The sequence below is a fragment of the Aeromonas sp. 25-248 genome (assembly GCF_053005425.1).
Genome location: NZ_JBRKTB010000002.1, coordinates 307,735 through 322,295, shown reverse-complemented (window position 1 = coordinate 322,295; position 14,561 = coordinate 307,735). Strand labels below are relative to the sequence as shown.

Annotated in this window: 10 protein-coding genes and 1 riboswitch; of the genes, 3 read left to right on the top strand and 7 right to left on the bottom strand. The window is 65.2% G+C overall.

The features are described 5' to 3' along the window. Positions 1 to 27 precede the first annotated feature (27 nt). A riboswitch (Lysine riboswitch) is annotated at positions 28 to 253 on the top strand. Between the two features lie 87 nt (positions 254 to 340). Continuing rightward, on the top strand, positions 341 to 1,693 hold the full coding sequence (gene lysC / locus ACVDHI_RS04915) for a lysine-sensitive aspartokinase 3 (RefSeq protein ID WP_010674363.1): 1,353 nt from the start codon (positions 341 to 343) through the stop codon (positions 1,691 to 1,693). 114 nt (positions 1,694 to 1,807) lie between these two features. Here the strand turns inward: lysC and ACVDHI_RS04910 are convergent, their stop codons facing one another. After that, the gene (locus tag ACVDHI_RS04910) at positions 1,808 to 2,902 is read right to left on the bottom strand and encodes a hypothetical protein (protein ID WP_447211778.1); all 1,095 of its coding nucleotides are present in this window, start codon (positions 2,900 to 2,902) and stop codon (positions 1,808 to 1,810) included. A 251-nt stretch (positions 2,903 to 3,153) separates the two neighbouring features. Here ACVDHI_RS04910 and ACVDHI_RS04905 point away from each other — a divergent pair, with 251 nt between their 5' ends. Continuing rightward, entirely contained in the window at positions 3,154 to 5,424 is a 2,271-nt protein-coding gene (locus ACVDHI_RS04905; RefSeq protein WP_447211777.1) for an LTA synthase family protein, read from the top strand. 151 nt (positions 5,425 to 5,575) lie between these two features. Here ACVDHI_RS04905 and ACVDHI_RS04900 read toward each other — a convergent pair whose 3' ends face one another. Together ACVDHI_RS04900 and ACVDHI_RS04895 are read right to left on the bottom strand one after the other, a co-directional pair. Then, positions 5,576 to 6,589 carry a S66 family peptidase gene (locus ACVDHI_RS04900; RefSeq protein WP_447211776.1) on the bottom strand — a complete coding sequence of 338 codons (1,014 nt, stop codon included), beginning with the start codon at positions 6,587 to 6,589 and terminating at the stop codon, positions 5,576 to 5,578. 347 nt (positions 6,590 to 6,936) lie between these two features. Beyond that, positions 6,937 to 7,254: a heavy metal-binding domain-containing protein gene (locus tag ACVDHI_RS04895; RefSeq protein WP_124244354.1), complete on the bottom strand. Its 318-nt coding sequence runs from the start codon at positions 7,252 to 7,254 to the stop codon at positions 6,937 to 6,939. Between the two features lie 230 nt (positions 7,255 to 7,484). Here ACVDHI_RS04895 and ACVDHI_RS04890 point away from each other — a divergent pair, with 230 nt between their 5' ends. Next, positions 7,485 to 8,675 (top strand): OmpP1/FadL family transporter, encoded by a 1,191-nt coding sequence (locus tag ACVDHI_RS04890; RefSeq protein ID WP_447211775.1) that lies wholly within the window; start codon positions 7,485 to 7,487, stop codon positions 8,673 to 8,675. Between the two features lie 78 nt (positions 8,676 to 8,753). On the opposite strand, the gene ACVDHI_RS04885 is transcribed toward ACVDHI_RS04890, so the two are convergent. The 4 genes from ACVDHI_RS04885 to ACVDHI_RS04870 all read right to left on the bottom strand — a co-directional run bounded on the left by ACVDHI_RS04885 (position 8,754) and on the right by ACVDHI_RS04870 (position 14,522). Next, the gene (locus ACVDHI_RS04885; protein ID WP_041212859.1) at positions 8,754 to 10,046 is read right to left on the bottom strand and encodes an NAD(P)/FAD-dependent oxidoreductase; all 1,293 of its coding nucleotides are present in this window, start codon (positions 10,044 to 10,046) and stop codon (positions 8,754 to 8,756) included. A gap of 74 nt (positions 10,047 to 10,120) precedes the next feature. Then, on the bottom strand, positions 10,121 to 10,660 hold the full coding sequence (gene ycfP / locus ACVDHI_RS04880) for an alpha/beta hydrolase YcfP (RefSeq protein WP_005331594.1): 540 nt from the start codon (positions 10,658 to 10,660) through the stop codon (positions 10,121 to 10,123). Between the two features lie 184 nt (positions 10,661 to 10,844). Then, complete coding sequence (locus ACVDHI_RS04875) at positions 10,845 to 12,653, bottom strand: M3 family oligoendopeptidase (RefSeq protein WP_447211774.1); 1,809 nt, start codon at positions 12,651 to 12,653, stop codon at positions 10,845 to 10,847. A 78-nt stretch (positions 12,654 to 12,731) separates the two neighbouring features. Continuing rightward, positions 12,732 to 14,522: a M3 family oligoendopeptidase gene (locus ACVDHI_RS04870; protein WP_048207425.1), complete on the bottom strand. Its 1,791-nt coding sequence runs from the start codon at positions 14,520 to 14,522 to the stop codon at positions 12,732 to 12,734. Positions 14,523 to 14,561: the final 39 nt, after the last annotated feature.

Genomic DNA, 14,561 nt, shown 5'->3' with positions numbered 1-14,561 from the left:
TGTACATGCACGCCACCTGTCACAGGTGGCACCAGAAGAGGAGCGCTGCCCAGGCAGCCCAGGGGAGGACACCAGTGTCCGGTGAACTTGGGTCAGGGGGAGCAGCGCCGAGACGAGGCGAGTGACTGGACACCGCCACGTCGGCTGCGGGGGCTGAATCCCCCGGGTTGTCATCGGTAGTGGTCATCCCACACCGCGCCCCACCTTGGGGCGGGTACGGGATGGGCTCTGCAGGTGGAGTGCTTCTGGCCGGGATCCTCGCGTTTTCCTGCCATTTTTTGCCTCCTCCTCTCTATTTGCCCGATGAAACCGGATTTTCACCTTGAGACAGGAGTATGCAATGAACCCGATCAATGTCGCCAAGTTTGGCGGAACCAGCGTCGCCAATGCTGCGGCCATGAACCACTGCGCCGACGTGGTGCTGGCCAATCCGGCGACCCGGGTGGTGGTGCTGAGCGCCAGCGCCGGCGTCACCAACCTGCTGGTGAGCCTGGCTCAGGGTGAACTGGACGAAGCCGGACAGGATGCCCAGCTTGCCAGGCTTGCCGACATCCAGCTGGCCATTCTGGCCGCCCTTGGCAACCCGAGCGACGTGAGCGCCCTCATCCATGCCCAGCTCGGCGACATTCGCACCATGGCCCGTCAGGCCAGTCAGCACACCGACGCCGAACTCGCCGATCGCCTCATCGCCTGCGGCGAGCTGATGTCCACCCGTCTCTTCACCGAACTCCTGCACCAGCGCGGGGTCAAGGCCCAGTGGCAGGATGCGCGCCAACTGCTGCGCACCGACAGCCGCTTTGGCAAGGCCACCGTGGATCTCGCGGCGACCCGCGCCCTCTGCCAGCAGGCGGTGGGCCCGTTGCTGGGTGACAGCCTGGTCATCACCCAGGGCTTCATCGGTGCCGACGGCGATGGTCGCACCACCACCCTCGGCCGTGGCGGCTCCGACTACAGCGCGGCCCTCCTGGCCGAGGCACTGGACGCAGGCAGCATCGAGATCTGGACCGACGTGCCCGGCATCTACACCACGGATCCCCGCCTGGTCACCCGCGCCCGCCCCATCCCCGAAATCAGCTTCGTGGAGGCGGCGGAGATGGCCACCTTCGGCGCCAAGGTGCTGCACCCGGCCACCCTGCAACCCGCGCTGCGCCAGGACATCCCGGTGTTCGTGGGCTCCGCCAAGGACCCCGCCGCCGGTGGCACCTGGATCCGCGCCACCACCCGCAGCAACCCGCTGTTCCGGGCCGTGGCCCTGCGCCGCCAGCAGGTGCTGGTGACCCTGCACAGCCTCAACATGTTCCACGCCTACGGCTTCCTGGCCGAGGTGTTCGGCATCCTGGCCCGTCACCGCATCTCGGTGGATCTCATCACCACCTCCGAGGTGAGCGTCTCCCTGACCCTGGATCACACCGGCAGCCAGAGCAACGGCGAACCCATCCTGAACGACAAGGTGCTGGCGGAGCTCGGCCAGCTGTGCAAGGTGGAAGTGGAGACCGGCTTCGCCCTGGTGGCGCTCATCGGCAACCGCATGAGCGAGGCGGCCGGGGTGGGCAGCCAGGTGTTCGACGCCATCCGCGAGCACAACATCCGGATGATCTGCTACGGCGCCAGCGCCCACAACCTCTGCTTCCTGGTCAAAGAGGACGAGGCGGGCCACATCGTCAATTGCCTGCACCGGGAACTGCTCGACTGAGTCGCCCCGGCGCTGGCACACAACGAGCCTCCTCCGCCCCATCACCCGGGGCGGCCTTCCCCACTCAGCAAAGAGGGGCGCCACGGCGCCCCTCTTGTCACTCTTCTTTCACCATCAGCTGGTGACCAGGGTGGCCCGGGTGGGCAGCAGATTGGCCCGGATCTGCTCGCGCAGCCCTCCCAGCCGTTGCAGCAACCCGGCCTGACCGAGCCCCGCTTCGTCAGGGGCCAGATTGTCCATCAGGGCCGGGAAGTGCTCCCGTACCGCCTGCTCCAGCCAGTCGAGGCGGCGCAGGGTGAGCGGGCCGCAGCTCTTGCCGCTGAGGTCGTCCAGGATGTCGAGCCGATGGCTGCGGTACATGTCGCGCCACCAGTTGGCCGCCAGCGCCTCGTCGCTTGCCAGCGCCGCACTCCACTCCCCCACCAGTCCCTGCATCCGCGCCAGCACGGGGGCGCTCGCCCCCTCCCGCGACAGGTATTGCAGCTCTCCCCTGGCCCAGGCGAGGCAGAGCTCGCGCCAGCGGCGAAACAGCGGCAAGGGATCCGCCTCGTCCAGCCAGAGCCCGGAGAGGGTGCGGGTTTCCAGTCGCTCAGGCACATGGAAGTCGGGATCGGTGAGGCCGTTGGAGTTGAACTCGTGCAGGGGATCGAAGGGCCACATGTAGCCAAAATCGAACACCGAGATATGCTGGCCGTCATCCAGCAGGTTGCCCGGGCTCGGATCCCAGTCAAACCAGCCCCAGCGGGCCAGCTCCGCCTCCACCGCCAGCATCTGCGACAGGTTGCGCTCGCAGAGCGTGCGCACCGGCTCCCCCCGCAGCCAGGGGGAGACCAGCACCCCGGCCCGGGCGGAGCCGAAACTGGTACAGACCACGTTGGAGAGGATGGTGGGATGCAGTTCCCGCAGGCTCTCTATCTCCCGACGCCGCTCCAGCTCGGTGAGAAAGGCGGTCTTGCCGTCCACATTGGCCACCAGAGAGTCCTGGCGGCAGCGTTTCAGGCACCAGTGGTGCCCCTCCACCTTGAGATGGAACACCTCGGCGGTGAGCCCGTGACCGTAGACCTTGACGACATCCGGGTGATCCTCGGTCAGCCGGACGAGCTGGGGCAGCGGCAGGGGGCAGTCCCGCTCCCGCCCGATCCGGATCTCTTCTTTGCTCTCCAGCATCTGGAGCAATCTGGCCTGACGCGCCGCAACTTTGGGATTCATACATGTACCTCCAACCGTTACTGAGAGACTAAACAGCGCCCCCCTCCCAGACCAGCGGCAAAGGCTCATGATGACGCTTTCATCACAGAATGAGTGCCCCTGGCGGATCGGGATCACAAATTGCTTCACAGTGCTCATCACGGAATATTCATCTTGTTGTCATTAAATTGACATCAAGGAACAAGCCACGCACCATCGGGTCAAAATAGAGGCAGTCGTCGCTGCCATGACCGCTCCAAGGATGAGCCCTTATGAATGCCCCCGTCACCGGCCACCGCCCCGCCTCCCAGCCCCTGGCCGGGCTGTTGCTGGGTCTGCTGACCGCCCTGCTGCTGCTGACCCTCGCCCTGCCGCTGCTCAACCCCGTCAGCTGGCTCGGGCGTGCCGCCCCCCTCATTCTGGGCCCGGCGGATCAGCCCATCGCGACCCTCAATCGCTACAGCCTGCTCTACAAAAGTGACAACCGGGGCTTCTATCTGGTGGTGCGCAGCCAGTGGCAACTGCTCAAACCCCTGCAGGAGGGGGACAAGGTGCGGGTGGAGCTGCTCAACGACAAAGGGGTGCGCATCGATCAGCTGAGCCAGGCGGTGGACAAGCGCCAGAAGTGCCGCAAGGAGCGCTGCACCCTGAGCCTCAACAGCGCCCTGCGCGCCCCCGACGACGCCCTGGACAGCCGCTACCAGCTGCGCATCGGGCTGCTGCTGGCAGACAGGCCGGAGAGCGCCGAATACAGCCAGATCCTCCAGACCCTGCCGGAGCGCGGTTTCAACCTCCTCTACCTGATGACCAGCCTGCTGCTGGTGCTGCTGGTGAGCGCCGCCGTGCTCAAGGCCCTGCTGCCGCGGCTGCGCCGAAGCTACCGCGCCCGGGTGGCAGGCAGCCTGCTGCTCGGCAACCTCACCTTCGTGCTGCTCCACGGCTTCGTGGTGTTCAAGCTGGGGGAATTCCTGTTCTGGTCGGGCTTTCGGCCCGAGCACTACTACCTCGCCTGGGGCAGCATGGTGCTGGGCTGGAGCCTCTGCGCCCTCGCGGGCTTCAGCCTCTATATGGGGCTGCTCTTCACCGCCCTCTCGGGCATCGGGCTGCTCGCCAACTTCATGAAGATCGCCATCTACGGGGTGCCGCTGGGGGGGGACGATCTGGGCAACCTGCTGGCCCTGCTGCACATCCTGCTCGATCAGCACCCTGTGGTGCCGGTGCTCGTCGTGCTGGGGCTCCTTTTTCTGGTGTGGCGCTTCGCCCTCTCCCGCTGGATCCTGCGGGGCTTGCTGCGCACCACCGCCGCCACCGCCGCCTTCTTCGCCCTCTGCGTGTTCGCCACCCAGACCGGCAACAAGCTGCTCGGGGCCAACATCCGCTACGTGGACAGGGCGGTGAACTACCACAGGGACATCATCCGCGCCGGCCCCGGCCTCTACCTGTTCAACCTGGTGGACGAGATGCTGCAAAGCGGCAACGTGTTTCGCTACCCCTTGCAGATCAACGAGCGCACCCCGGAGCTGAGCCTGCCCGCCCAGCCCAGGGCTCCCCGCTTCGATCTGGTGATCGTGCTGCAATACGAGTCACTCTGGCTTGACTGGCAGGGCCGTCTCTGCGCCCCCGCCCCCACCTTGAGCCTGCCCGCCAGCGTGGCCCAATGGCGCAAGACCATCCACTCCCCCACCACGGGCGGCATGACGGTGCTGGCGGAGTTCGAGATGAACACCGGCCTGCCGGTGGGCCTGCTCAAACAGGGAGTGGTGCCCTACTACTACCTCTCGGACAAGGTGCCCGGCCTTGCGCGCAGCGCAGCCCAAAGCGGCTACCAGACCCTGTTCGCCCACCCCTATGTGGAGAAGTTCTGGGGCCGCGCCAAGGCGATCCCGGCCCTCGGCTATGAGGAGCGCTGGTTCGATACCCGCTTCACCGCCCTCGAGCACAAGGGGCTCTACATCTCCGACGATGCCCTCATCGATCACCTGCTCAAACGCAGCAACCAGGACGATCAGCCCCTGTTCGCCTACGCGGTCACCATGCAGGGGCACGGCCCCTTCGACGGGGATCGCTACCGGGCCCAGCAGCGCAGCGGCGCCTGCCCGGATCAGAGCCCGGCGGATACCCAGTTGCTCAACACCTACTACACGGGGGTGGTGGATGCCATGGCCTCCCTGGAGCGGCTGCTCAAGACCCTGGACAACTCCGGCAAGCGCTACCTGGTGGTGGCCTTCGGGGACCACCAGCCCTTCCTGATGTCGGCCGGCAAGGGCATCCACGGCGCCAAACCGCCACGGGATGCCAGCTACCAGATCCCCATGATGGCCTTCACCCGGGCCGGGGACGGGCTGGATCTCGCCCGTCAGTTCGACCCGGTGCGCCAGCTCTACCAGATGGGCCAGGCCACAAGGCAGCTGCTGGCGGGGGACCTCACCCCTATCCGGGACCAACCCCTGCTCCACCCGGTGCTCGGGGAGGAGAAAGGCTTCGACCCCTCCCCCCTGGTGCCACAGATCCGCGCCAGCTTCCGGCCCGATGCATTGCCCTGATCGATTGAGACACGAGGGACACAGATCCTTGCAACACCTTCCGGCCCGATGCCCTGCCCTGATCCGCAGCGAAGTCGCAGACGACAAAGAGGTCGCCCGGGCGACCTCTTTGTCTCTGTGCCGATGCAACTATGGCAGGCAGTGCAGTGACTCACTCCCCAAGCCAGGACTCGCACAGGGTGAGGCTCTGGGCATCGAGATCCAGTTCGGCCTCGATGCCAAGGGGCAGGGTCAACATGGGGTGGGTGTGGGCACAGTCATACTCCGCCAGAATGGGGAAGGTCGGCTCCCCCACGACCTCCAGCAGGATGTCGAGGGGCCGCCTGCCGCTGCCCTGACTGTCGAACAGCTCGTGTTTGCCGAGCACCAGGGCACCGATGCGCTCAAACACCCCGCACAGCTTGAGGTGGGCAAAGGAGCGCTCCACCGTTTCGGCGGTTTTGAGGCTGTCTTCCAGCAGCAGAATGTCGCCCCGCTCGATGGACGGCATAAAGGGGGAACCCCAGATCCCCGCCAGGGTATTGAGGTTGCCGCCAATGAGCCGACCCCGCACCCGGCCAGTGCCCACCGAGATCAGCCGGTTTGGCCAGCACTGCTTGGCCCGGGTCTGATGCTCCCAGTCGAGCCGCTCCTCAGTCCATTGCGTCGGAGTCGGCAACCGGTGGGGCAGGCTGGCGCCACCGGCCATGCAAACGGACAGGAAGCCGGCCAGGGTCTCGTCCACCAGCGGCGAGAGCTCGCCAAAGGAAGCCACCAGCGCCGGGCCATAGAAGGTGACGAGGCCGGTCTGGGCATGAATGCCGAGCAGCAGGGCCGTTACATCGGAGTAGCCGATGACTATCTTGGGATCCCGCTTCAGCGCATCAAAATCGAGGTAGGGCAGCAGGGAGTTGGAGTTGCTGCCACCAATCACCGACATGATTGCTCGCACTTGCGGATCGCGAATGAGGGCATTGAGCTCGGCGGCCCGCGCCGCGATGGAGCCGGAGCGCCAGTGATCCTGTTCGCCGGTCAGGCTGCCCGCCTTGAGTTCGAAGCCCTGCGCCGCCAGATAAGCCTTGGCGCGAGCAAAGCGGTTCGGCGCCCAGGCGGTGGCCGCGCTGGAGGGGGAGAAGAAACCTATGGTGTCGCCGGGGTTGAGCCCCGGCGGTTTGAGTAAGGTCATGGATGCAGCCCTGCAATATGAGATGAACGCCGCCGGGAGATGCGAGCCCGGCGCCAGACTGCATCCTACTGCGGCCTTTGAACGCCCGGCAAGGGCGAAAAATCGCACTCACAGTGCTCGTTTTTGTTTAGAAAAATTAAATGACTTTCGCTACATGCACACAAAAACTGAACAATAACAGCACAGATCGCGCCCTTTTCCCGGCTTTAAGGTGCCTATCACGCGCTGATACATGGCCGCGAGGTCAGTTCCCGCCTCTCCCGACGACATCCCGCCGCCGTTCCCCAATAAAAAAGCCGATCTCGCGATCGGCTTGGGCATTGGCTTCTAACGGCGTGAGCGCAGGCTCACACCACCACGGCGGTGCCGCTGATGCTGACCATCAGCATGCTGCCGTTCTGGCCCACCACCTCGTAGTCGATGTCGATGCCCACCACGGCGTTGGCCCCCAGCGCCTGGGCACGCTCCTTGAGCTCCTCGAAGGCGATCTCCCGGGCCCGGGCCAGCTCTTTTTCGTAGGCGCCGGAGCGACCGCCGATGATGTCGCGGATGCCGGCGAACAGATCCTTGAAGATGTTGGCGCCGAGGATGGCTTCGCCCACGACGATGCCGCGGTACTCGCGAATGGTCTTGCCTTCCAGGGTGGGGGTGGTTGAGAGGATCATGAGGTCTCCTGTGAGTTGGGCTGGGTGCGCGAAGCACCGTTGCCGTCATGGTAGCAAGGCGCTGGCCAAAGCATAAGCCCGGTGTGGCGGGGCGCCCCGTGCATCGTGCCCGCCACGCTCATCAAGGTGCCATCTATACTGCCTGTGTCGTGCCACTTTCCCCGGGAATGCAAGGATGGGCACCGACGCTGGGGAGAGGGCTTCTCAACCACGATGAAAGAGGGACCTTGATGAAACGGACACTGCTGCTGTTGCCCCTGACCGCCATGTTGAACGCCCCCGCCGAGGGGGCCGGTCTCTACCTGTACGAAACCGGCACCAATGATCTCGGCCTGGCCGCCGCCGGCATGGCCGCCAGGGCCCAGGATGCCACCGTGCAACTGGTGAACCCCGCCGGCCTGACCCGGCTGGAGGGGCGCCACCTCACCCTCGGCGGGCAACTGCTCTACGGGGACCTGCCCTACGATCTGGACGATCCCGCGAAGGGGGATGTCGATACCGTCGTCGGCTGGTTCCCCGCGGCCTCCGCCTACTACAGCCAGCAGCTCGATGATCGCTGGTCGGCGGGCCTCGCGCTCTATGGCAACTTCGGGCTGGGGCTCGATTTTGGTGACTGGGCTGGTAAGCAGCTCATCAAGAAGGCCACCCTGATCGGCCTCACCCTGCAACCATCCATCGCCTATCGCCTCGACGAGCACTGGTCGCTCGGGGTCGGGATCGGCATCAACTACGGCCTGTTCTCCCTCACCCGGGAGGGCAGTGGCGGGGAGCAGAAGCAGGACGACGGAGACTGGGCCCTCAATGCCAAGCTGGGGCTCCTCTATGAGCACAATCCAGAGACCCGATTCGGGCTCGGCTATGCCAGCGAGGTGACCTACCACTTCGCCATCGACCGCACCATCACCTTCTCGCGCCCCAACCTGCCCGGCATCAGCGCCACCCTGCCCCTGTCCGGCATGGTCAACAGCCCCCAGCAGCTGATGGTGAGCGCCTTTCATACCCTGGCCCACGACTGGGCCATCATGGGCAATCTGGGCTGGCAGGACTGGAGCCGCTACAACGACAACGAGGTCACCATCTTTGACCGCACCGCCCCGCAGCAGGGGCTCTATCAGGACAGTTACCACCTGGCGCTCGGGCTCCAGCACGCGCTGACGCCCCAATGGACCCTCAATGGCGGCGTGGCGTACGACACCAGTGCCTACCGGGATCAAGATCACACCTCCCTCACGGCGCCAAGCGGCAGCGCGTTGCGGCTCGGCACCGGTGTCACCTATGCGCTCACCCCTCAGGAGACCCTGGGAGCCGGGTTTGAGTACATCCACATGGAGAGCGCCAGCGTCGATGAGCAGGATCTCTCGGGCCGCTACCCCACCCCGGCCCTCTACTTCTTCGCCCTCAACTACGGCAGACGTTTCTAGCGTCGCCCCGCGTCGGCCATAAAAAAAGGAGAGGCAAGCCTCTCCTTTTTGATGTTCGCAGCGGCAGCCGCCATGCACTCAGTGCAGCTTCATGCTCGGGCGCAGCACCCGGTTGATGCGGCCCACCAGCATGATGAGGCCGGTCTTGATGTAGCCGTGCAGGGCGACCTGGTGCATCCGGTAGAGGGAGATGTAGACGATGCGCGCGATGTAGCCTTCTACCATCATGGAGCCGCGCATCAGGTTGCCCATCAGGCTGCCCACGGTGGAGAAGCGGCTCAAGGAGACCAGGGAGCCATGATCGTGATAGCGGTAGGGCTTCATCTCGCCGCCGTTCATCTTGGCCAGGATGTTCTTGAACGCCTGGGTCGCCATCTGGTGGGCGGACTGGGCGCGGGGCGGCACGAACTTGCCGTCCGGCTGCGGGCAAGCGGCGCAGTCGCCGATGACGAAGATGTTCTCGTCCCGGGTGGTCTGCAGGGTCTCGTGGACCACCAGCTGGTTGATGCGGTTGGTTTCCAGGCCCGCGATCTCCTTCATGAAGTCCGGCGCCTTGATGCCCGCGGCCCACACCATGAGGTCTGCTTCAATCAGCTCCCCATCCTTGGTGTGCAGACCCTCGGCGGTCGCTTCGGTGATCATGGTGGCGGTGCGCACGTCCACGCCCAGCTTCACCAGCTCCTGATGGGCGGAGCCGCTGATGCGCTCCGGCAGGGCCGGCAGGATGCGGGGGCCCGCTTCCACCAGGGTCACCTTGAGACTGTCGGTGGTGAGGTTCTTGAAGCCGTAGGCGTAGAGCTGCTCCACCGCGTTGTAGAGCTCGGCAGAGAGTTCGACGCCGGTGGCGCCGCCGCCAACGATGGCGATCTTCACCTTGTCACCGGGCTGGTATTCGGTGGCGAACTGCAGGAAGCGGTTCATCATGCTGTTGTAGAAGCGGTGCGCCTGGGAGGGGCTGTCCAGGAAGATGCAGTGATCCTTGATGCCCTTGGTGTTGAAGTCGTTGGAGACGGAGCCGATGGCCATCACCAGGATGTCGTAAGCCACTTCCCGCTCGTTGACCACCAGGGCGCCGCTCTCGTCGTGGATCGGCGCCAGCACGATGCGTTTCTCGTCGCGCTTGATGTCGGTCAGGCTGCCGAGCTGGAATTCAAAGCCGTGGTTCTTGGCGTGGGACTGGTAGCTCAGGGCGTCGATGCCCGCATCCATGGAGCCGGTGGCCACTTCGTGCAGCAGGGGTTTCCACAGGTGGGTGCGATTGCGATCCACCAGGGTGATCCTGGCCTTGTTCTTCTTGCCCAGCTTGCGGCCCAGGCTGGTCGCAAGCTCGAGACCACCGGCGCCACCGCCTACAACGACAATATTCATCATGATGATTTTCCTTGGTTCCTCAAAACGAAAGGGAGCCATTGGCTCCCTAAAACGAAATCGGTTGACGTGATGGCTCAGGCTTCTTTGAAGGCCTTCATCCGTTGCAGATGGTGCGAGATGTTCTTGAACTTATGGGTCTCGCGCTCATCCCATACGATGTCGTAATAGTTCTTCAATTCACGTTCAGTGTCCCGATTATCGCGGATTTCATCCTGAACGGAAAGGATGCACAGGCAGTTTCCTGAATTTTTATTACGAAATTCGGTTACACACTTGGTGCCGATGTCCTCGTACTCCTCCGGCCTGTCGATCTTGCCCTGCATGTTCTCTTCCGGGTGCAAGTTGGGGTTGAAGACCACCTGCTTGATGCCGCACAGAAACCCGATCCGCTCGCTCCAGTAGCCACCCAGGCCCACACCGCAGATGAGAGGTTTGGGATCGGTGCTCATGTCGAGCTGCTTCTTCACTTCCTTGAGCAGATGGCTCATGTCGTGGCGGGGGTGAACCGTGCTGTAGTGCACGAAACGCACATCATCATCGATAAACTGCAACTGCAGCACTTTTTCATGATTGCCGGGGCTGGTGGCATCAAAGCCATGCAGATAGATGATCATGGACAAGACCTCAAAAACTGTGTCGGTTCTATCGAAACTACCCCAGCGACAGGGCCTTGCGCCACCAAAACATCCCACTTTCTTGCTTTGGATCACGCCCCTTCGGGCCACCAAACCGCGCGCCGGGGCCGCTGTGGCAGCGCCATGCCCCGGCGGGACATGGCGCAAACCGGGTCTGGCGAGGTTAACTGCCGCACTGGGCGAAGCGCGCCACCGCCGCTTCCACCAGGGCCAGGCTCCCCTGCCAGAAGGCGGGCTCGCGAATGTCCTGCCCCAAATGCCGTTCGACCAGCTCTTCGGCGCTCATGCGACCTGTGTCTCGCAGCAGAGCGCGGTAGGCCTTCGCCACCCCCGCCTCCCCTGCGGCCTGGCGGCTCATCAGTTGCTGATAGACCCCGAGGCTGAACAGATAGCCAAAGAGGTAGGGGTAGTTGTAAAAACCGAAGCCCGCGATGGAGAAGTGCGCCTTGGCGGCCCAGAACAGGGGGTGATAGCGATCGAGGCTCTGCTCGTACCAGCGCCCCCAGGCCTCGTCGGTGAGCCCCTTGAGCCGGGCCGACGACACATAGCCCTGCTCGCGCTCGGCCACCAGGGCCCGCTCGAAGTCGAAGCGGGCCGGGATGTTGACCAGGAAGGTGGCGGCGCCGTCGGCATCCGCCCAGGCGATGGCCAGACGCTCCTCGACGCTTCGGGCCTGCTCGTAGAGGGCGCTGCGCACCAGGGTCTCGGCGAAGATGGAGGCGGTCTCCGCGAGCGTCATGGGGTAGCTGCGCTGGCTCATGGGCAAGTCGCGGATGAGCCAGTTGTGCCAGGCGTGACCGAGCTCGTGGGCCAGCGTGATGACGTTGTCCATGGTGCCCGCATAGGTGATGAAGACCCGCGGCTCCACCGGCTCGGCAAACTTGGTGCAATAGGCCCCGGTGCGCCGGTTGGGGGTGGGGGCGGCATCAATCCAGCCGCGCTCGGCCATCATGCGGGCAAAGTCCCCCATCTCGGGGTCAAAGCGCGCGAAGGCCTGGGCGATGATGTCGACCGCCTCCTCGAAGGGGATCTCCCGGCGGCTGGCGGCAGGGGGCGGCGCAAAGAGATCCTCCGGCCCCAGCACCTCGAGGCCGAGGTGACCGGCCATCAGCCCCAGGGCCCGCTGGCCCAGATGACGGGCCTGCCAGGTCTCCGCCATCAGGGTATCCAGGGTCGCCCGCTCGATGTGGCTCTGGTGGCAGGAAACGTCCAGGGCATCGAGGCGCCGGTGTTTGCCGCGCTGGCGCGAGAGCTCCAGGCGCCAGCCGTTGAGGGCGTTGAGGATGGCCGCCACCGTCTCTTGCTCCCCTTCCCAGCCGGCGCTGATGGCATCGAAGGCCTCTTTGCGCAGGGCACGATCCGGGCTGGAGAGCAGGTTGCTCGCCTCTGCCAGCCCCATCTCGCGACCCGCGATCACCAGCCTTATCTTGCCCACCAGATCGTTGTAGAGGTTGCCCCAGGCGTGCAAGCCGTCGGTGCCAAGGCCGATGACCAGCTGCTCCGCCTCCACCGGCAGCCGCTGATCCTGCAGGCGGCGCTCGTGGCGCAGCCGGTACCCCTCCTCCCCGAGCAGGGGGTCGGCCATCAGTTGCTCAAACTCGGGCGCAGGCAGCCCCAGCATCAGATCTTCGATGGGGGCAAGCGTCTTGAACAGATCCGCATTGAGGGCACGGGCCCGGGAGGCAACCTGCTTGGCGAGGGGATCCCGGGCGTCCTGGCTCCCCTTGCAGGCGGCCAGCACGGCGATGTTCCAGCCGATGTCGCGAATGCGCCGGGCCCGCAGGCGTACCTCCCTGAGGAAGTCCTGCAAGGCGCCTGGAGTGCGAGGAACCTGGCCCAGTCCCTCGATAAAACCGCTCAGCTCGGCCAGGCTGGCGCGGGCCAGGCTCATGTCCGCCTCGAGGACACAGCTGTCGAGGGAGGGGTAGATGTGATCATTTTGCCACTGCTGTGGATAGACTCGTTGTTGCATCGAACGCTCATCGTCAGGGACGGGCCTGGCCCGTCGTGAAATCCAGGTGGCCAGAGCCACCACCTTCGCGGGCAGGCATCACACCAGCCGCTCGAGGCGCACCACCGCCTCTTCCACATAGCGCAGACTCTCCTGCCAGAACCCGGGTTCGCGGATGTCGACCCCCAGGTGCTTCTCCACAAGCGCCTCGGCGCTCATGCGGCCGGTATCTCGCAGCAGGGCGCGATAGGCGGGCACAAACTCGCCCCCGGCCCGCGCATGCTGGGCATAGAGCCCCAGGCTGAAGAGATAGCCAAACAGATAGGGGTAGTTGTAGAACCCGGACTCGGCGATGGAGAAGTGACCCTTGCTGGCCCAGAACAGCTCGTCATACTGGCTGAGGGCGTCACCATAGCACTGCTGCTGCGCCGATTTCATCATCTCCCGCATCTGGCTCGCCCCCACGTAACCCGCCTCCCGCGCCGTCACCAGGGCGCGCTCGAAGGCAAAGCGGGCGGGGATGTCGAGCAGCAGGCTCGCGGCCCGCTCCCCGTCCAGCCAGGCGATGGCCCTGCGCTGCTCCACCTTGTCGGTGGCGGCCAGCAGGGCATCGCGCACCAGGATCTCGGCAAAGAGGGAGGCGGTCTCCGCCAGCGTCTTGGGGTAGCCCCGCTGTTCGAAGGGAAGATCCCGCAGCAACCAGCTGTGCCAGGCATGACCGAGCTCATGGGCCAGGGTGATGACGTTGTCCATGGTCCCCTCGAAGGTGAGGAAGACCCTTGGCTCGGGCGGATCGGCATACTCGGTGCAATAGGCGCCGCTTCGCCTGTGCTCGCTCGGGGCGGCATCGATCCACCCCTTGTCGGCCATCATGCGGACAAACGCCCCCATCTCGGGATCGAAGGCGGCAAAGGCCTCCATCACCAGATTCAGCGCCTGCTCGAAGCCGAACTTGCCGTGCACGGCCTGAGGCGCCGGAGCAAAGAGATCCCAGGGGGCGAAGTCGGTGATCTGCTGGGCACAGGCCATGGCCCGCAAGGCGCGGCGCCCGAGCTCCCTGTGCTCCCCGGCCGCCGCCATCAGGGTCTCCAGGGTCGCGCCCGTGATGTGCTCCTGATGGCAGGTAACCTCGAGGGCATCCAGCCTGCGCCCCTTGCCGCGCTGGCGGCCGAGCTCGTTGCGCCAGCCGTTGATGGCGTTGAGAATGGCGGCCACCGTCTCCTGCTCCGCCTCCCAGGCGCCCTGGATGGCGTGCCAGGCACTGGCGCGCCGCGCCCTGTCCGGGTGGGCGAGCAGGTTGTCCGCCTGGGCAAGCCCCATGGGCACCCCCTCCACCACCGGCAGCAGCCGCCCCACCAGGTTGTCGTAGAGATCCCCCCACCCCTGCAGGCCGTCCACCGCCAACCCCTCGATGAGCTGCTCGCTCTCGAGCGAAAGCCACTGATCCTGCAGCGCTCTGTCGTGATGGATGTGGTAGGCCAGCTCGAAGAGTTCGGGATCTTGCAGCAGGGTGCGCACCAGTGACTCGGGGGCGCGAACCCAGAACAGGTCCACCGGCTTGCTGCGCTGGGCCAGGGTCGCCTCCAGCTGCTGGCCCCGGGAGAGCAGTACCCGGGCCTCCTCGTCGCGCCCGTTCTGGCTCAGCCGGTTGTAACCATAGACCTGGCTGTTCCAGGCCAGGGTCTTCACCCCGTTGGCCTCGCGGCGGATGGCCCGCAACAGGTGGCGCAGGGCATTGGCATCCGCAACGGGATGGGCGGGATCCGGCAGGTCCGCCAGGAGAGCGTCAAGCCGGGTAAGGGCGCGGGCAGCCTCCTGGAAGGCGGCCTCGATGGCAGGATCGTCGGGGGCGGCATAGATGTGATCATCTCGCCAAACGGGTGGTTTCATGGTTGTCCTTGTCTGTTTGCGTCCATATCGGGTCACCCC